A 17,687-nucleotide genomic window follows, 5' to 3' on the forward strand; every position below is an offset into this window, starting at 1 on the left:
AAATAAAAAAATGGAAGGTGAGTATTATTATGGAAAATAATAAGTTGAACATGGAAGCTAATCTTACTGAATTAACTAATGAAGAAATGCTAGAGGTTGATGGGGGTAACTGGCTTGCAATCGGTGGAGCTGCAGCTGCTTTAAATGAACTTTGGAAATTCTCTGGTGGCTTCGTTGAAGGAGCAAAAGAGGGCTGGGGTTGGTAATCTAAGTTTTATTACATATAGCCTATATTGAATAAGGATAAGATAACTTGTACCAATTTAGTGTTGCAATAAATGATAGCTAAACCTTATATAATTTAATAGGAGGAGTTTGAAGATGGAAACTAAGGATTTTTTAACGGAATTTGAAGAGCTTTCAACAGAAGAATTATTAACTATTGATGGTGGTAAAACAAGTGGTGACTTTAGTACAGCGATGGGGAAAATGGTCGGTTATTTTATTTCTGATTCAGTAAGTCCTCGCTCTTTACTAAATATGAAGATAATTGGTATTTATTAATATAACTAGAAGGCCCTTGCTTAACTGTACATACAATAAGCAGGGGCTTTTTTATACTTATAAAACTTTAAACTTTGTTGGTCATTCCAATTTAAGAAGTATTAATTAAATAGATTTGGTCTAATGGTTTACTGTTACATTCCACTTCTGTATCAAAAAAATATTATAATTCTTTAATATTGTCTATATGTTTTTTATTTATACACATATTTAGATTTTTCGGATTAAGAGATTATATATTTACCCAATATCAAACATAAAAGAGTACCCCAAAAGGTATACTCTTCTGAACACAACCTTTTTTAAAAAATTTATCCTTTTTTATGTTTTTAGTGATTGTGCAAAATTGCAAAAAGTACGTAAGTTAATTTAATAATCCATGTGTCCATTAAGAATAAAGGTTTTTTTGACGAGTTTCTTCCTATTATATAAGTTCCTTGTTAAACGTACCTTCATGTTTTTTCACCAATTTATAAAAAGTTGTCTTTTTAACATTAGCTTCTTTCATGGCTTGGACAGCTGTAATCTCCTTATTTCTCCATCGGTTATAAGCCTCAATAAATTCTTGGCTAACCTGAGCTTTAGGTCGTCCAAAAGATATACCACCCTTTAATGCAGCATCAATGCCTTCGCGCTGACGTTTTCGAATGCGATCTCGTTCCTCCTGTGCCATCCATGAAAGAATCTGAAGAACTAAATCTGCAATAAAGGTTCCCAAACTATCCTTATACTGAGTGGTATCCAACAGAGGCATATCCAAGACCACAATGTCGGCCTCAATCTCTTTTGTAATGGCATTCCATTCTTGTAAAATTTCTTCCTTATTACGGCCAAAGCGATCTAGAGAATGAATATAAAGAATATCTCCTTTACGAATCATTCGTTTCATTAATTGGTATTGTTCTCGATTGAAATTTTTTCCACTTTGCTTATCAAGAAAAATATCACGAGGAGAAATTCCAGCTTCCTCCATGGATTGAAGTTGACGACCTTCATTTTGATCTCGACTACTTACGCGTATGTATCCAAATTTTCTATTTTCCATTTTTATACTCCTTTTGTGCTTCTTTCCCTATTATTCTATCAAAAACGTTCGCTAAAGTATATGTATTTAGGGGGACGTTCGTAATTTATTTTTTAACTTAAATGAACATAAAAAAGGCTAGATTTCTAATCGAAAAGAAATATCCGTAAAAGTACACTTTTATGGACGTTCACTTTGCGAACCATTTGCTTATCTTTATTTTTTATGGAATTAAAAGGTAATTAATAGATAACTTGATTGTGCTCACTCATGATGTGTTAATTTCCAATTAATTGTAAATAAGTAGATTTGTGCTTATTTTACTTCCTCGAACATGTTTTATATAAACTAGAATAGAGACAACCCTATTTTGTATAGCAAACCAAAAATTTAATCTAACAGATCCTTCCACAAAAAAGATTGACTCTCCTCTTAGGGTAGACATTAAACTTAAGTTATAAATTAATAGAAGGGGTGTTTGGATATGGATTGTATTATATCGTGAAGTTCGAAAAAGTGTTTATCCAGAAATACAGAAACTCATTAATATTCTGGTTAATTCTGGTTAATTCATAACAGATAAGCATTTCATCAATAAAACCTTATCGGCATACCTTCATAAGGTACTATCAGACAGTAGTTATTAACAAGTCCTGTGGTATAGAGAAGTTTAAAATATTCTTAACGGAGAATATAACTGTCACTAGTTATAGGCTGTTATGACTTAAGGAAAAGGATACTTAAACATGCAGATATGATAAAAGGACGGAGTTTAGAAAAGGAGGGCAATCCTTATGGATATTAAATCGCTTGATTTATTTTCGCAACAGTTCCACCAAAATCCTTATGATTATTACGAAAAAATTCGCCCACACCAATCTTTTGCAAAAGTGAAGATGTTTAACGAGGGACACAATACATGGATGGCTTTTACGTATAAGGCAGCAGAAGCCGTATTAAAAGATAAGAGGTTTATAAAAGATATGCGGACCGTCTTTCCTGACGAGATGACAGATGAAAATTTACCTCCAATGGCTCAAAGCATGCTTTTTGTTGACCCGCCAGATCATCATCGCTTACGCAGCCTAGTACAAAGTGGATTTACACCAAAAAGGATTGAGAAGTTAAGGGGGCGCATTGAGGAAATTGCAAGAGAACAAGCTAAGCTCATGGATAACAAAGGAACAGTTGATTTTATTAAAGCTTATGCGTTTCCGATTCCAATTAGAGTCATCTGTGAATTACTTGGCATCCCATCTGAAGATCAGCTTGATTTCCAACGCTGGTCCAATGCACTAGTGGATATAAATGATGATTCTCAGTATGACGAAATTAATATGGAATTTATGGATTATTTGGATAAATTGACCGAACAAAAGCGTGTTTCTCCTGGAGAAGATCTAATGTCTTATTTAATTCAAGTCGAGGAAGAAGGAGAACGGTTAACCGTAAGTGAATTGTATGGAGTCGTTATGCTTCTTATTGTGGCGGGACATGAAACGACTGTAAATCTCATTGCTAACGGTTTACTGGCTCTGCTTACACATCCAGAGCAATTTGCGTTGCTAAAAGCAGACCCTTCCCTTGTGGCTCAGGCTATTGAAGAATTGCTACGTTTTAACGGACCGGTTGAGTTCAGTACAGACCGTTGGGCGAAAGAATCCTTTATGTTTATGGGCCAGCAGATTGAGAAGGGGGACCACGTTATTGTTTCACTTGCATCAGCTGATCATGATCCGGCGGTGTTTGCGAATCCTGGTACTCTCGATATTACAAGAGAGAAAAGTCCGCATCTTGCGTTTGGTAAAGGTCTTCACTATTGCCTAGGTGCTCCACTGGCTCGACTTGAAGGGGAAATTGCCATTCAGATTTTACTCGAGGAATACCCGAACCTTACTCTTGCAGCTGACCTGTCTGAATTAGAATGGCGACAAAGTCTTATAATTCGTGGTTTGAAACAGTTACCTGTCAAGCTCTTTTAAGGAGATATATTAGGATCAACCCAGTTGAAGGTATTTATCAACTGGGTTGTGTCAGATTGTCACAATATAAAATTCAAGAAACACCTACCTATATCTTTTAATTAGAGGAATTCTTATTTAAAACCTGTCAATATCATAATAGCTATGACTAATAAGGATTTTATGCGAGGGGTAATATGAAAAAAAGATCTAAACTATATTCCATAGGTGAAACTTCCAAACTTAAGAATTTATCCATTAAAGCTTTAAGATACTACCATAAAGAAAAAATTCTTATGCCTGCATACATTAATGAAAGTACTGGCTATAGATATTATTCTGCTGAACAATTTATCCATATTGATATTATTAAGACTGGACGTCAATTGAATGTAAGTATTGAAGAAATGCGAAAAATTTTTTCTTCTGCAAATACTGAAGAATTGCTATTTTTCTTAGAGCAAAAGAAAAAGGATATTGTTGCACAAATAAATCAATTAAACTCGGCTAAAAATAAAATCGATATTCTCAGGAAAAGAATCGATGATTCAGTCCATATAATGAATGATGACGATTTTAAAGTAACACATTTTCAAGAGCGTTACTTGATAACTACACCTTCTACTGAAGGAACAGAGTCATCAGATTTATTAGATTATTCGACTTTAGATTGTTTAATGGAGAACTATAAAATAAAGAGCAATTATGAAAGTGGAACTCTGTATTATATTGATGAAACAGGTCATCCAATACCAACGTTTATTTTTGAATTAATAAATAAAGAAGATTATCTTAAAAATAAAGATTTATTCTCTATCCTTCCCACAGGAAATTACTTAACTTTATCCTACACAAATAAAAATCGAAATGAGAAAATGCTTCAATTAAAGAACTTTATACTTGAAAACAAACTACATGTAATTCATTGTTTAGAATTATATCTATTTACCGATATTTTTGATTTAAATGCGTCTTCCTGTCAACTCCAGGTTTATATAAAGGAATACAATTAGGGTTGACCTTGTAGTTTTAATAAACATGTCATTTTTGAGGAACAGACGACCTTTTGGTCGTCTATTTTTTTTTAGTTATTCTTAATAGTGATAAAAAGACCTCTTTTAGGAGTGTCCGATAATACGTGTTATGTAAACTGATTTTGCACATTAAACAGTCGGAATTTCTTTTTCTTTTATACATACTTATCTAAAATAATATTATGATTATTAGGCTATATTGTCATGTTTCTAAAGCTCCCAATTAAAATTGGTATTTATATAAACAGAATATAAGGTCCGATTGCCTAGCAAAAAAATGAAAAACGTATGATTAAAAGTCTCTGCAATATAGGCTCTTATTTATATAATTAGGAAGGCCAGTGTATTAATCCTCTTCTCTCAAATATGGATACAATACACTAAAGTAATTTTGATTGCCCTTAAGGGCATATATAAAGGGAGAATTTATATTATGTTTATTACTAAAGGAAGTGAATAGTTATGAATAGGACGTCTTATGGTAGGACACCGGATGAGAAAGAATATAACAATATGATTGCTGCAAGAGTACCTGGACTAATATGGGTATTTATAACTTACATCGTCTCCTTAATATTACAAGTTCAAACTGCAGTTCCGATAGAGCGACGTGTGATTTTCGCGATACTTCTCATACTTTTTGCGACTATTTACTGTTATTCTAACTTATTTTTACCAAGACGATATTGGTTATACTTCGTCATGCAATCATTCACTGTATATATCAGTGCCTTTTTTATGCTGAGTACGCCTGTAGTAATCATTACTCTTTACCCCTTATTGATTGGACAAGTGATAGGAACCACAGGACGCAAAAAAAACTATTTATTTTTGATCATTCTGGTTTTGTTTACTATAAATACATTAGTTATCGTACCTCTTGAATCCATTGACAGATTTTTGATGATAACCATCCCCATTATGGTGATTACTGTATCTTATGCGGTTATATTCTTTAATCAAGTTAACGCTAGAATACGAACACAGTATATTTTAGAAGAAATTGAATTGGCCCACCAACAAGTTGAACGGCTTACGCTACATAACGAGCGCCAAAGGATGGCAAGGGATTTACATGATACATTGGCACAAGGATTGGCTGGACTAAAAATGCAATTAGAAGCAACAAATGTTCATCTTAATAAGGGGAATGACAAAAGAGCAAAAGAAATTGTAACGCAGTCTATGGGGAGAGTTAGTGAATTATTAGCTGGTGCACGATTAGCGATTGATAATTTACGCCTTCATGCTAAGGAAGAATATGATTTCCAACAATCTATTATAGATGAAGTACAGCACTTTACTATCGCAACCGGACTAGAATGCCATTTTAAATTTAGGGTTATGCAACAGCTTTCCAGTACTACATCAGAACACTGTTTACGCATTATAACTGAATGTTTATCAAATATAGCACGTCATGCAAAAGCAACAAATGTTTGGATTAGTATTGAAGAAAAGGAAGAGGTTCTTTCCCTTTCAGTGAAAGATGACGGGGTTGGTTTTAATACTGATAGGAACATAACCAAGGGGAATCACTATGGTTTGTTAGGTATTCAAGAGAGAGTACGTATTATAGGAGGAAAAGTAAACATTGATAGTGAGAAGGATAAGGGAACAAATATACAAATTAACATCCCACTGCAAGGGGCTGAATAAATGCAACATAGAATATTGATTGTAGACGATCATCTTGTAGTTAGAGAGGGTCTTAAATTACTGATTGAGACAAGTGATAAATTTGTAATTCTAGGGGAAGCCAAAGACGGGAGAATGGCCCTTGATCTAGTAGAAAAGCTAAAGCCAGATGTCATTTTGATGGATCTGTATATGCCGGTAATGAGTGGGCTAGAAGCAATCAAGGAAATAAGAAGAACAAACCCTGAAATCCCTATCATTATCCTTACTACTTATAATGAAGATCAACTGATGATGGAAGGAATCGAAGCAGGAGCTAAGGGCTATTTATTAAAAGATACAAGCATGGAAAACTTGTTCGAATCTCTCGATTCAGCCATTAGAGGAGAAACTTTGCTACAACCTGAAATCACAGAACGAATTCAAAATTACAAAACTAAACTTTTAAAAGAGCAAAGTAAAGCTAAAGTAGTGTTAACACCAAAAGAAAGGGCTATCTTACAAGCCGTGGCACGTGGTTCTACAAGTAAGGAAATCTCTTATGACATAGGGATTGCAGAGAGGACCGTAAAATCTAAATTAACCAGTATTTATAATAAATTAGGGGTTAATTCCAGAGCTGAAGCTGTAGCTGTAGCCATTCAATCAGGTATCATTCATTTATAATATAAAAATGAACCGATAAAGTAAAAAATAAAACAAGTAACAAAAAGACCTCTACTATGTAGAGGTCTTTTTGCTACTTATCATATCCTAAGCTATGCTTTTTTCTTTCTCTAATTTTTTCTCTTTCTAGTACTTTGTTTAAACTATGGCCCTCAATATCAACATTTGGGATGATTTTATCTAACCATTTTGGTAAGTACCAAGATGCTTTCCCCATCAGTATCATAAGCCCTGGAATGATGGTTAATCTAACAATAAAGGCATCAAAGAGAATACCAAATGCGAGAGCTAATCCCATTGATTTAATTTGTAGGTCTTCAGGGAATATAAAGCCCGCAAATACAAAAATCATGATTAATCCAGCAGCAGTAACAACGGGTCCACTGAACTTGATACCGGCTTGAACAGATTCTCTCGCATTCCCTGTTTTCACGTATTCCTCTCGCATACGGCTAACAAGGAAGACTTGATAGTCCATAGCAAGACCAAACAAAATACCAATCACAAGAATTGGTAAGAAGGCTAAAATTGGTCCTTCTGCTGGAATTCCAAATATCCCCCCTAAATAACCATCTTGTAAAATGAATACCGTAAAGCCTAACGTAGCTGTCATAGTTAATAGGAAACCTAGCACTGCAGTCAGAGGAACGAGCAGAGATCGGAATACAACCAGTAGTAACAAGAAGGCAAATCCTACAATTAAAGCAGCAAATAACGGTATAGCGTCATTCAGTGTTTCTGCTATATCAATATTAATTGCCGTGATACCTGTGACGTATAGGTTTGGACTAGCTTTGCTATCCGATGAAGTAATATCTCGAATATCATGTACTAAATTTGTAGTTTCTTCGTCGTTAGGTCCGGTTTTAGGCGTGATATTAACAATGGCATAGTCTCCATTTTTACTTGGTACTGGGGGAGTTGCGCTAGCTACATTATCTAATTCTGTTAGCTTTTTAGCCATGCTGTTGATTTCATCCATTTTATTTCCATCTACATTAGATACATCAATCAATGTAACAAGTGGACCATTAACTCCTTTACCAAACCCTTCTGCCATTAAATCATAGGCTTGCCTTTCGGGTGTATCTTCACCTTTCATGCCATCATCTGGAAGACCTAACCTTAGGTGAAGGGCAGGTACACTGATAGTTAATAGAAGCAAGATACTAATAATTGTAATCAACAATGGTTGACGTTTAAGGAATCTTCCCCACCAGTTGGTTGATTGCTTCTGACTCTTTTCTTTTCCTTTCGTAATGAATCGAAAAATACCTGCAACCTTATGATTAGGTCTCATTCTATTACCTATCCAAGCTAAGACAGCTGGAACTAACGTAATAGAGATAAGGATGGCCATTAAAACGCTAATAGCTGCAGTTAATCCCATAGCTGCGAGAAAGGGTACGCCGACCACAGTTAAACCGCAGAGCGCTACCATAACGGTCAAACCGGCAAACACAACGGCTCCTCCAGCCGTTCCCGTTGCTAGAGCAATGGATTTGTGAATATCCATCTCTTCTGACAGTTGTTGTCTGTGCTTAGAGAAAATAAATAATGCATAGTCTATACCGACTGCTAAACCAATCATAATAGATAGCGTCATACTTACTGACGAGATATCGAAGAAATTAGTTGCCAGGAGCGTAATCCCCAAGCTTGTAGCTAACCCAATAACAGCAGTGAAAATTGGTAATCCTGCAATTAGAAACGAAGTGAACATTACAGCCAATACAATGAATGCCATAATGATTCCGATTATTTCAGATATACCTCCAACCTCAAAGTTGGAAAGGCTAATATCCCCCTTTAACTCTGTTTGGATACCTTGATCTTCTGTCATCTTGGCGCTATCTTGTACTAGTTCTTTGGATTTCTCTGTTATATCTTCAGCTTTTACTTTATAGGTAATATCGGCATAGGCAACAGTAGCTTTACTATTGATGGTGCCTACCTGATAAGGATTTGCAATAGATTTTACTGACTTATCCTGCGATATTTTAGCAAGGGCATCTGAGATAGCTTCTTGAGCCTCTTTTGAATCAAGTTTCTCATTCTCCCCAGCACCGAAAATCATCCGTATCGACCCGACATCGGGTGCAGATGGAAATTCTTTTGAAATGATGTCAGCTGCTTTTTCAGAAGGGGTGCCTGGAATGGTCATTTCCTCACTGAATGTTGGTTTCAAGGAAAAAGCAATTCCAAGAATGGCAACCATTATAAGGATCCAACCGCCAAGGACTTTAAACTTGTTTCTGGCAGACCATCCACCTATTTTATATAACAATCTAGACATATCGTTCTCCTCTCAATTCTTTAATCAATCTATTGAACAAGAGAATCGTAACAAAGTATTTTAATGGTGAATACGTACGTTTGGGCAGATTTATTATTTTTTTACGTTTACTGCTTCACCTCGTATTTGTAGACATGCCGAACAAACTCACTACTGGTATATTGTGAGCCAAGATCCGTATGAAGAAAAAAACATGAAAAAAGAGACGTTAATTTACGTATACCATATACAAATTTAATTTCCATAATCACATTATCAAAAACCATATAAAAGAAGCTCTTCTTATGTGGTTTTCGATAATGTGGTTAGCATATGAATTGTATATTTCAGTGGCTAAAACTGTTGTTCTAAAAAATAACAATACATTCCAATGGCAGTTCGGTCTGAAAAAACCCTTTAGTTTCAATAAACATTAAAAATACTCTTTTGTTTTGCTTTTTACTGTACTAATACTGGTTGACATAAACCCTTTTATAATCACAGTAGCTAATAAAAAAACAAAGCAGATATTTATATTAAAGATAATTATTAATTTACTAAATAGTGCTACCCCAATACTCATACCAATAAAATTACACAAATTAAAAATACCAATATATATTTTCCTAGATTCTTGAAGTGCTGAATCTAAAAGATAATTTAAAGCAATTTGTACAAAAGAAAAAGCAATGAAGCAACAAATACTTATTGAAATGCATACTATGGCAGTCTTTGAATCAAAAATACTAATGAAATAACCTATAGAAAAAATATATAATCCTATCTTATAGAAGTTTTTTGCATTTTTGTTACTCATCCTCTTCCCAACTACTATACTTGCTATACCTCCTATTAAAGAACTGATAAAAAGTATGCCTCCGGACTGTATCGAATTAAAATTTAAAATAGATGAAAATATATAAGAGAGAAGGAATACATTTGCTCCCAGCAATAAAAATAATAAAAAGCTAAGACTAGTTATTCTAACAAAAGATGAATTATTAAATATCTTTTTATTAATGATTGGATAAGAAATGGCGCTGATATGGCGAATAAATAATAGAAAAAAAATAAGACACAAAACAATCAACAGAAAATTAATGTTCAAGGCACATAATAAAAAGATAATACACATTAATAAATAGAACATTCCCAGCCAATCAAATGGAGTCTTTTTTTCTAATTTTATTTCTGGAAAAGTAAGATATAAAATGGGTATAAAAATAATTGCACAACTCATAAATAAGTATAATATGTGCCAATTAGTTAGAGAAAGAAGAATACCACTTAGTAAAGGACCTAGACCTGATCCCAAGGCCATAGCAAAGCTAATAAAAGCTAGACCTATTGGTAATAATGATCGATCAAGTACATCCATAACTGCAACCATTGTTAATGATATAAAGGCTGCCCCTCCAACCCCTTGAGCTAGTCTACATAAAATAAGCAAATAAAAATTATTCATAAAATATCCCAAAATCGAGAATAGAACAAAGATAACTAAAGCAATTAGATATAATTTTTTTAACTGAATACTTTCAGCGAGCTTACTATATACTATTGAGCCAATTGTAACCATAACGGTATACCCTAAGATAAACCAACTGCTAGAAGCTAGAGAGATATTTAAGTCTTTCGAAATGGGAACGACGGCTATATGAAAGAAAAAACTATTCATCACACCAAGTAATACAGTGCTTAGTAAACAAAACAATATTATCCTATCCCTCAAACTAACCCTCCGTTTAACTTGTTTATAAAAAATAACTTCTTTCTATACTTGAGTTATAGTTCTAATAAAAATATAAATGAATCGCGATCAGGATAGTCATACTTAATGGGTAAATTCTCTTTTGTAATCTTCTTAAATCCTACCCTTTCATAGAAACTGTGTGATCTAGTCGCTTGAGATGGAGTATCTAAAATCACCTTAGAAAACCCTTGATTCTTTGCAAAATCAAGCAAAGCTTCATAAAGCTTCTTTCCTGTCCCAAGTTCTTTTCCTCGATAGTCTTTATAAACAAAAAATTTTTTTAGTATGGCTATCTCATCGGTTTTCTTTTGTAAACCAATAGAGCCTATAACCTCACCGTTATCGTTTAATGCCACCCAAAAGTTTCCCCCATCATTTATATAATTTGATGGAATATCCAGAATATCTGGTTGTTCTTCTATACTAATCCCAACACCAGCTTCAATATTTTGAATGTACAATATTAAATTAATGACTTCTTCTTTATATCGATCGTCGTAAACCGTAATCATTTATGAACTCCTCCTAGTGTGTATATAAAGGTGACTCTATTCAAAGTTAAGGTTTTTCTTTCTTTATTTTAATGACAGCCATTGTACATCTAGAAATACAAATAAGCTTGTCATTCTGCTCATCTGTAATCTTAATTTCCCACACCATGGTTGTTTTCCCTTTATGGATGGGTACCCCTGTTGCTTTCACGGTTCCTTCACTCTTTCCGCGTATATGATTCGCGTTAATCTCTAATCCAACTGCATATTCTTTCTCCCTATCTAAGAGATTCCATGTGCCTACACTTGCCACAGTTTCAGCTAAGACCACAGAGGCTCCCCCATGAAGCTGTCCAAAGGGTTGTCTGGTTGCATCATGAACAGGCATCGTTGCCTTAACCTTCTCATTTGATACTTCAACTATTTCAATTTGAAGTGCATCCAATATTGTCTTCATATAAAGCCTCCTTTTTTCCTTATCCTACTTAAACATTAACGTGTAACTAATTATTAGTAAAATTGAAGTTTGTGAAATTATCCATTGGTTTTTTTGATACTATAGAAGGAAGAGAAAAATAAAAGTGGGTGAAATCATGGAGATACGGCATTTTGTAACGTTTAAAAAGGTCATTGAAATGGGGAGCTTCACACAAGCAGCTGAACATTTAGGTTACACCCAATCAACGGTGACATCACACATTCAAGCACTTGAAGAACATTTAGGTGCACCTTTGTTTGATCGAATGGGTAGAACGATAAGAGTGACGGATATTGGTAAGAAGTTGTTGCACTATACGCACGAGATGTTAGAAACCTATGGGAAAATTGAAAACATTGCAATGGAAGAGAAGGATGTTCGGGGAGAGATAAAAATAGCTGCTCCTGAGTCTTTAACGGTATATCGTTTAGAGCCAATATTGAGGGAATATAGAAGGAAGTTTCCTCATGTAAGCATCAGTTTAAGTAACGCCAACTGCGGAGATAACAAAAGAGCTATACTTAATGGTGATGCAGATATTGCATTTGTCATGTTGCCACCATTGCAGGATTCTGATTTGATTGTCCATTCATTATTGGATGAACCTATTGTCCTTGTTGGAAGCCCTGACTGTTCGCTAAATCTTTCAGGCGAAGGGTATGAAAATCAGAAAATAAGCGATTGTTTGATTGTTAACGAGAAAGAATGTAGCTATCGGAAATTGTTTGAAGAATACCTCTTGGAACGGGGAATCGTTCCTTACAACACGATGGAGCTTTGGAGTATTGAAGCGATGAAACGTTGTGTAATGAGTGGGCTTGGTATTGCCTGTTTACCTTTAATGACTGTAAATGATGAAATCAAGGAGGAGAAGTTAAAGATTATTCCCTGCGGGGATGGTTTTAGACAGATTTTCTCCCAAATTGCATATCATAAAAATAAGTGGATTTCCCCAGCTTTATCCATGTTTATTGATATTACGTTGAAACATGCAAAAGACTGGTCATGTCAGGAGATGACTGGCTCGTTTAAAGTATGACGACATGGTAAGTTATTGCATTTAAATTAACAGATTGGTTTGTTTAATAAGTAGTATAAAAGGACCTTTCAAATTGGGAGATCCTTTTATACTGCCAATAATCAACATTATGGTAACTAAATAAATTATAATTGTGTTAAAATATAGAAAATATTGTAAGTTGTTATAACTAATTACAGGTATCCTAATCAAGTAACGGACAGGTAATGGAGGGATAGCAATGGCAAGATTTATTGATGATTTAGCCGGGTCAATCTATGATTTCTTTAAGTTTATTTTTAAATGTATATCTTACATTTTTGCAGGGATGTTGATTGTTGGAGTACCACTTTATCTAATTGCTTTAGTATTTAAAATGTTTAGTTAAAGTGCGTTATTGTTGAGCAACATAGTTAGAAAATGATCAAACTTTATTTTAAATTAATATTGTACAAATAATCCGATTAGTAAAAGTATACCTATGTGAAAAGAAAAAGCACAAATTCGTTGGGAACCAATGAATTTGTGCTTTTTTACTAATCTTTTACGTAGTTTTTCTTTTTTCTTTTAAATAATTGTTATAAGCCGTTTCCACTTTGTTTGGTTTTGGAGATGTTTGTGAAATTCTTTGCTTTATATCTCCCAATAAATATAGTCCCCTAAGTAAGCAGCCTACTATAATTCCAAAGGCAATGATTCCTCCAATTAAAGGACCAAGAAGTAATAAAAGGTAACCAACAATAGTTGATAAAATGATAAGCAATAATAAATGCATAATATCCCCCACTTTAAGCTAAAAAAGTATTTATTTAGTAATAAATGAGGTGCAAGTATATCGTAAATAGGAACCTTTGGAAAGCCGAAATAACAAAGTTCCTGTAATTATTTCCAATTGGCTTTTAATAAAAAACCCTTTGCTCAGCACTAGCAAAGGGTTTTTGCACATCGGGGAATACACTAGTATTATGGACAATTTTGTAGATTGATATACACATATCTTACCCGTATTAAAAGTACAACCAGGGTGATTGTGGTAGGTGTGGGGACGTTTTCCATTTGGGAATAAAGCTTAAAAATAGCATAAGGGAATTTCTCTTTATGTGAAAGAGAAGTACATTAGCAACAAGGGGATTTGTGGGGAATGTAGGGAATACTCCCAAAAGCATATAGTAGTTGTTGCCATGAAAACAAAAAAATATAAGGCCGTATTTTGCATTTAACTTATGAATAACCCATTAAATGCAAAATTCTAGCCCTATACTTTATCTAATAAGCTAACAGCAAGATAAATTGCGTAATAAGGGAAAAGTATTTTGGTATATAGACGATAACCCTACAAATATTGATTATTTTACAGATGATAGTGAAGGAAACGCAGATAAAATGTTTTTTATGAGGAAGAATAGCTATATATAACAATTGCTGGAGGAAAATATAGTGAAGACACAAAAATTCATTCTAAGTATTGTATTTATTTTATCTATTTTGTATAGCGTAAACTTAGACAGCGCTCAAGCTCAGAATATAACACAAAAAGATTTTTATGACTCCTATCTCACTTTACTAAACCCTTATGCAATTAAAGCTATTAATAAACCTTATGATTTATTTAATGCGAAGGTTATTTCAGTTAAGCGTGTAAACAAAGGAAGAACACCAGGAGAGAAAAAGGCTAATGAGGGAATGTTTGATTTTATTGTAAAAGTACAATATCGTACATATACAGGTGCACATAATCCCCCAGAAAGTATCGAGATACTTACTTTTAGAATAGATGCTGGGAAAATAAAAGTAATAAAACAAGAGTCAAAACCAATTTAAATTAAAGTACCTAATACAACAAGTGAAGGGAATCTAAATCTCTTCTTTTGTTGTGTTAGATATAGATGATATGCTTACAACCAGTCCATAAAAGTATATATAAACGAAAAGAAAAAAGCGCCAACTCGTTGTTACTGAACGTGTTCGCGCTTTTTTACTTACTCTAAGGGGTTGATAAACCCCATAAAAAATGCCCTAAACAAATAAAGGAGATAAGATTACCTCTACTTATCAGGTAATTTCTTTCGATCATTTGCTTGAGGTGGTTTTTCTATCCATCCTTTTTTAATCATAATGTTTCCCCAACTAGTCGTAAGTTTTAAATCTCTTAGGATAGATGATTCACAATGTGTTATTACGTCCACCCTCATACTTACAGCCATAGCATTAGAATAATACACCATACCTAGGTTGAACATAAAACCTGCATGAAATAACATTAATTTATCAGAGAAAGGAGCCACTTTAGAATTTGTAACCTGGGTATCTAATAACTGTGGTGAATGAAGGTTTTCTTCCTGTAGTATGGAAGAAAAAACACCTATATGTTTATTAAGTAAACTTAAACCATCATCCATAAATTTACGTATCTTTTTGTCCTTAGTTACTTGCTGAAAACCCAGAATAATGCCTTTTGCCGCAATACTCTTTCTCAAATTAATATATATATTTCCAGCCTCCATTGTATTTAAAGGTCTTTTCTTCCCCAATATATCCATCGCATATCCTAATTCGGTAATAAATTCAGTATTTTGTGGTGTAGAAAAATAAGGATCTCTTTCATAAATTCCCTTAGACAGTAGAATATCAATGGATTGATTATAAACATCCATTGTATCCATATTACATTGATAGTAATGGTTCCTAATATCTTTCCGCACGGAGCTACCAAATGACATACTATACCCTGATAGCCCATGAGTCGTCATGGTATATATATACTGCAACCAAAAGAGATCCGTAAATAAAGGAGGCGCTTCTAGGTTTACATCTTTACCAGTAAAACCAATGGGTAGAGGAAAGTTCTCTTTATTTAAAAACCTTTTTAACACTTTGAGATGCTTTTCAGATAATTCTAGACAAAATTTAAAAAGAGAACGAATTTCAGAATCTTTAACGGTTGCTAACACGTATTTACTTATACAAATTGCCATAGTTTCTCGAATATATTGTACCCACAGATTTGTAATTTCTGAGGAAGTCAATCGATCGTCATTCGTAGTCAAATTTGTTACCTCCAATAATATAAACCTTATGGAGTATTTTACCCTAAACTTTTACATTTATAAAAACCAAAACAAGTTTCTAATTGTATTCGTTTAATGAACTGAAAATTCTAATTGCAGTTCTTTATTTTTTAGGTTTAGATTTATAAATTAATGTACAAGAGGTTTTTTTTCTATACAAACTAAATGTCCTATACTTTGTTCCCAGTTAATTGTACATGTAAAATAAATAAATGTACCATTGACCATTTTCAAACGTAAACTTGTTGTTAATGGTTCGTTATGAGCAAATGATGTTAGAAATTCTAAAGCCTTTGTCTGATCATCGATGTGAACAATGTTTAATAGATCTAACGGGATATTAAATAGGGCATGGGCTCGTTTAGAACTAACTAAAATGGAACCTTTACTATTTATCTTAAAATAAGAAAAGGGAAAAAATTCAAGCATGTGGTCTTTCATACTAGGCATCTCCTGATAGTATCTAATTTAAATCATGGTTTATAAGAGCAGGAATTTTACATGGAAAAGAACAATTAATGAAAACACTTTCAAAATTATTATATGTCAACCGGTTTCATGCGTCAATCGGTTGATATACAATTTTAACAAACCCTGTGTTAGGGATTCCGGTGCAAAAAATGTTTAATAAAGACATAGAAATTACATGGCATTTGATGCACATACGACAGCAAATGTATCTGCAAGGGAAAAGAAAAAGCACAAACTCATTGGTAATCAACAGGTTTGTGCTTTTTACTACCTGTAACATATTTTATGTAAACTAATTTAATTCTAAATTCCTTTTAATATATACGAAAAGGGGAGAATACTTTATTAGTTTAACCAATTTTTTAGATTACTATACCTATAGATTTTATTAATAAGGTTTAGGTAAAAGTACGACAAGGAGTCTTGTGGTAGATGTGGGGGTGTTTTCCTTTTAGAAAGAAAGTGCTAAAACAAATAAAAGGCTTTCTTTTTGTGTGAAAGAGAAATAAATGAGCAACAAGGGGAGTTGTGGAATATGTAGGGACTATTCCCACAAGCATATAGTAGTTATTGCAGAGAGTACAAACAAATATAGGCCCGATTTTTGCATTTATCTGAACAAAATTTATTAAGGACCATGGATAAATTTAGATTGAACTCTGAAAAAGGAGAAATCGATAAGGAAAATTATATAAGAATTAATAATGAAAATTTGCAGGCTGAAGTGGTAACCAAAATGATTAAAGAACGATTTGAATTATAAATTACGTTTATTCCACTAATTTTTTATTTAAACTTCCTATAATTTATAGATTATAAAATAGAGAATACTAGGAGTTCAAAACAACAATTTGTAAGAGTCCACTTTTACGGACGTGCACTTTGCGCACTTTTGGTTTAGGTTTACTTTCTATAGAATGGAAAGGTAATTAACGGATATAGGAATTATGCTCGTTCATAATAGAAAAAAGCGCCAACTCGTTTTTATTAAACAGGTTTGCGCTTTTTTACTACCCTTAATATGTGCCATATAAAAGTATTGAGCTAATTTCCACCTATTGTAAAACATCGATTAAAGCATCTTTTATTAACTGACGTGTACGAATGACTCGAGGGTCTACGCGGGACTTTGGATGTTTTGTCATGTCTAATCACCTTTCCTATTAGTTGAAAATTTACAATTACCTAAATTTTGTTTATTATCTTCAACTTTGTCAACAATAATCGAAATAAGTGATAACTAATATACAGTTCTTAGGAAATTGTCTGTTGTCATCATGACTTTTTATAATGTAATTTATATAGT

17 protein-coding genes are annotated in these 17,687 nt (G+C 33.4%); 9 read left to right on the forward strand and 8 right to left on the reverse strand.

The window, feature by feature from the left end; all coding sequences use genetic code 11:
- Window positions 1-29: 29 nt before the first annotated feature.
- Window positions 30-206, forward strand: coding sequence for a hypothetical protein (locus ACK3CR_RS04220; RefSeq protein ID WP_488974869.1), 177 nt, complete (start codon window positions 30-32; stop codon window positions 204-206).
- 115 nt (window positions 207-321) lie between these two features.
- On the forward strand, window positions 322-504 hold the full coding sequence (locus ACK3CR_RS04225; RefSeq protein WP_488974870.1) for a ComC/BlpC family leader-containing pheromone/bacteriocin: 183 nt from the start codon (window positions 322-324) through the stop codon (window positions 502-504).
- 424 nt (window positions 505-928) lie between these two features.
- Here ACK3CR_RS04225 and ACK3CR_RS04230 read toward each other — a convergent pair whose 3' ends face one another.
- Window positions 929-1,549 (reverse strand): recombinase family protein, encoded by a 621-nt coding sequence (locus tag ACK3CR_RS04230; RefSeq protein WP_488974871.1) that lies wholly within the window; start codon window positions 1,547-1,549, stop codon window positions 929-931.
- Between the two features lie 773 nt (window positions 1,550-2,322).
- Between ACK3CR_RS04230 and ACK3CR_RS04235 the strand changes: the two genes are divergently transcribed.
- The 4 genes from ACK3CR_RS04235 to ACK3CR_RS04250 all read left to right on the forward strand — a co-directional run bounded on the left by ACK3CR_RS04235 (window position 2,323) and on the right by ACK3CR_RS04250 (window position 6,827).
- Window positions 2,323-3,510, forward strand: a complete 1,188-nt coding sequence (locus tag ACK3CR_RS04235; protein ID WP_488974872.1) for a cytochrome P450 family protein — start codon at window positions 2,323-2,325, stop codon at window positions 3,508-3,510.
- A 176-nt stretch (window positions 3,511-3,686) separates the two neighbouring features.
- Entirely contained in the window at window positions 3,687-4,502 is an 816-nt protein-coding gene (locus ACK3CR_RS04240) for a MerR family transcriptional regulator (RefSeq protein WP_488974873.1), read from the forward strand.
- 483 nt (window positions 4,503-4,985) lie between these two features.
- Complete coding sequence (locus tag ACK3CR_RS04245; RefSeq protein ID WP_488974874.1) at window positions 4,986-6,182, forward strand: sensor histidine kinase; 1,197 nt, start codon at window positions 4,986-4,988, stop codon at window positions 6,180-6,182.
- Window positions 6,183-6,827, forward strand: a complete 645-nt coding sequence (locus ACK3CR_RS04250) for a response regulator transcription factor (protein WP_488974875.1) — start codon at window positions 6,183-6,185, stop codon at window positions 6,825-6,827.
- A 73-nt stretch (window positions 6,828-6,900) separates the two neighbouring features.
- On the opposite strand, the gene ACK3CR_RS04255 is transcribed toward ACK3CR_RS04250, so the two are convergent.
- From ACK3CR_RS04255 to ACK3CR_RS04270, 4 genes are all read right to left on the reverse strand, one after another.
- Window positions 6,901-9,123 (reverse strand): MMPL family transporter, encoded by a 2,223-nt coding sequence (locus ACK3CR_RS04255; RefSeq protein WP_488974876.1) that lies wholly within the window; start codon window positions 9,121-9,123, stop codon window positions 6,901-6,903.
- Between the two features lie 412 nt (window positions 9,124-9,535).
- Window positions 9,536-10,834, reverse strand: coding sequence for an MFS transporter (locus tag ACK3CR_RS04260; RefSeq protein ID WP_488974877.1), 1,299 nt, complete (start codon window positions 10,832-10,834; stop codon window positions 9,536-9,538).
- 53 nt (window positions 10,835-10,887) lie between these two features.
- Complete coding sequence (locus tag ACK3CR_RS04265; protein WP_488974878.1) at window positions 10,888-11,367, reverse strand: GNAT family N-acetyltransferase; 480 nt, start codon at window positions 11,365-11,367, stop codon at window positions 10,888-10,890.
- Between the two features lie 46 nt (window positions 11,368-11,413).
- Window positions 11,414-11,803, reverse strand: coding sequence for a hotdog fold thioesterase (locus ACK3CR_RS04270; protein WP_488974879.1), 390 nt, complete (start codon window positions 11,801-11,803; stop codon window positions 11,414-11,416).
- 136 nt (window positions 11,804-11,939) lie between these two features.
- Between ACK3CR_RS04270 and ACK3CR_RS04275 the strand changes: the two genes are divergently transcribed.
- Both ACK3CR_RS04275 and ACK3CR_RS04280 read left to right on the forward strand, forming a co-directional pair.
- Window positions 11,940-12,863 (forward strand): LysR family transcriptional regulator, encoded by a 924-nt coding sequence (locus tag ACK3CR_RS04275; protein WP_488974880.1) that lies wholly within the window; start codon window positions 11,940-11,942, stop codon window positions 12,861-12,863.
- Between the two features lie 220 nt (window positions 12,864-13,083).
- Window positions 13,084-13,230, forward strand: coding sequence for a hypothetical protein (locus ACK3CR_RS04280; RefSeq protein WP_430240552.1), 147 nt, complete (start codon window positions 13,084-13,086; stop codon window positions 13,228-13,230).
- Window positions 13,231-13,386: 156 nt separating this feature from the next.
- Here ACK3CR_RS04280 and ACK3CR_RS04285 read toward each other — a convergent pair whose 3' ends face one another.
- A complete protein-coding gene (locus ACK3CR_RS04285) occupies window positions 13,387-13,617 on the reverse strand; it encodes a hypothetical protein (protein WP_488974881.1) in 231 nt (76 codons plus the stop codon).
- 662 nt (window positions 13,618-14,279) lie between these two features.
- Between ACK3CR_RS04285 and ACK3CR_RS04290 the strand changes: the two genes are divergently transcribed.
- The gene (locus tag ACK3CR_RS04290; protein WP_488974882.1) at window positions 14,280-14,663 is read left to right on the forward strand and encodes a DUF3888 domain-containing protein; all 384 of its coding nucleotides are present in this window, start codon (window positions 14,280-14,282) and stop codon (window positions 14,661-14,663) included.
- A 224-nt stretch (window positions 14,664-14,887) separates the two neighbouring features.
- Here the strand turns inward: ACK3CR_RS04290 and ACK3CR_RS04295 are convergent, their stop codons facing one another.
- Together ACK3CR_RS04295 and ACK3CR_RS04300 are read right to left on the reverse strand one after the other, a co-directional pair.
- The gene (locus ACK3CR_RS04295; RefSeq protein WP_488974883.1) at window positions 14,888-15,889 is read right to left on the reverse strand and encodes a DUF3231 family protein; all 1,002 of its coding nucleotides are present in this window, start codon (window positions 15,887-15,889) and stop codon (window positions 14,888-14,890) included.
- A gap of 150 nt (window positions 15,890-16,039) precedes the next feature.
- The gene (locus tag ACK3CR_RS04300; RefSeq protein WP_488974884.1) at window positions 16,040-16,351 is read right to left on the reverse strand and encodes a hypothetical protein; all 312 of its coding nucleotides are present in this window, start codon (window positions 16,349-16,351) and stop codon (window positions 16,040-16,042) included.
- Window positions 16,352-17,687: the final 1,336 nt, after the last annotated feature.

This window comes from Priestia sp. TRM10 (genome assembly GCF_057808375.1).

What these genes read in the sequence shown, in the direction of transcription:
- ACK3CR_RS04220 (WP_488974869.1), top strand. Translation starts at nt 30, where the DNA reads ATGGAAAATAATAAGTTGAACATGGAAGCTAATCTTACTGAATTAACT.
- ACK3CR_RS04225 (WP_488974870.1), top strand. Translation starts at nt 322, where the DNA reads ATGGAAACTAAGGATTTTTTAACGGAATTTGAAGAGCTTTCAACAGAA.
- ACK3CR_RS04230 (WP_488974871.1), bottom strand. Translation starts at nt 1,549, where the DNA reads ATGGAAAATAGAAAATTTGGATACATACGCGTAAGTAGTCGAGATCAA.
- ACK3CR_RS04235 (WP_488974872.1), top strand. Translation starts at nt 2,323, where the DNA reads ATGGATATTAAATCGCTTGATTTATTTTCGCAACAGTTCCACCAAAAT.
- ACK3CR_RS04240 (WP_488974873.1), top strand. Translation starts at nt 3,687, where the DNA reads ATGAAAAAAAGATCTAAACTATATTCCATAGGTGAAACTTCCAAACTT.
- ACK3CR_RS04245 (WP_488974874.1), top strand. Translation starts at nt 4,986, where the DNA reads ATGAATAGGACGTCTTATGGTAGGACACCGGATGAGAAAGAATATAAC.
- ACK3CR_RS04250 (WP_488974875.1), top strand. Translation starts at nt 6,183, where the DNA reads ATGCAACATAGAATATTGATTGTAGACGATCATCTTGTAGTTAGAGAG.
- ACK3CR_RS04255 (WP_488974876.1), bottom strand. Translation starts at nt 9,123, where the DNA reads ATGTCTAGATTGTTATATAAAATAGGTGGATGGTCTGCCAGAAACAAG.
- ACK3CR_RS04265 (WP_488974878.1), bottom strand. Translation starts at nt 11,367, where the DNA reads ATGATTACGGTTTACGACGATCGATATAAAGAAGAAGTCATTAATTTA.
- ACK3CR_RS04270 (WP_488974879.1), bottom strand. Translation starts at nt 11,803, where the DNA reads ATGAAGACAATATTGGATGCACTTCAAATTGAAATAGTTGAAGTATCA.
- ACK3CR_RS04275 (WP_488974880.1), top strand. Translation starts at nt 11,940, where the DNA reads ATGGAGATACGGCATTTTGTAACGTTTAAAAAGGTCATTGAAATGGGG.
- ACK3CR_RS04280 (WP_430240552.1), top strand. Translation starts at nt 13,084, where the DNA reads ATGGCAAGATTTATTGATGATTTAGCCGGGTCAATCTATGATTTCTTT.
- ACK3CR_RS04285 (WP_488974881.1), bottom strand. Translation starts at nt 13,617, where the DNA reads ATGCATTTATTATTGCTTATCATTTTATCAACTATTGTTGGTTACCTT.
- ACK3CR_RS04300 (WP_488974884.1), bottom strand. Translation starts at nt 16,351, where the DNA reads ATGAAAGACCACATGCTTGAATTTTTTCCCTTTTCTTATTTTAAGATA.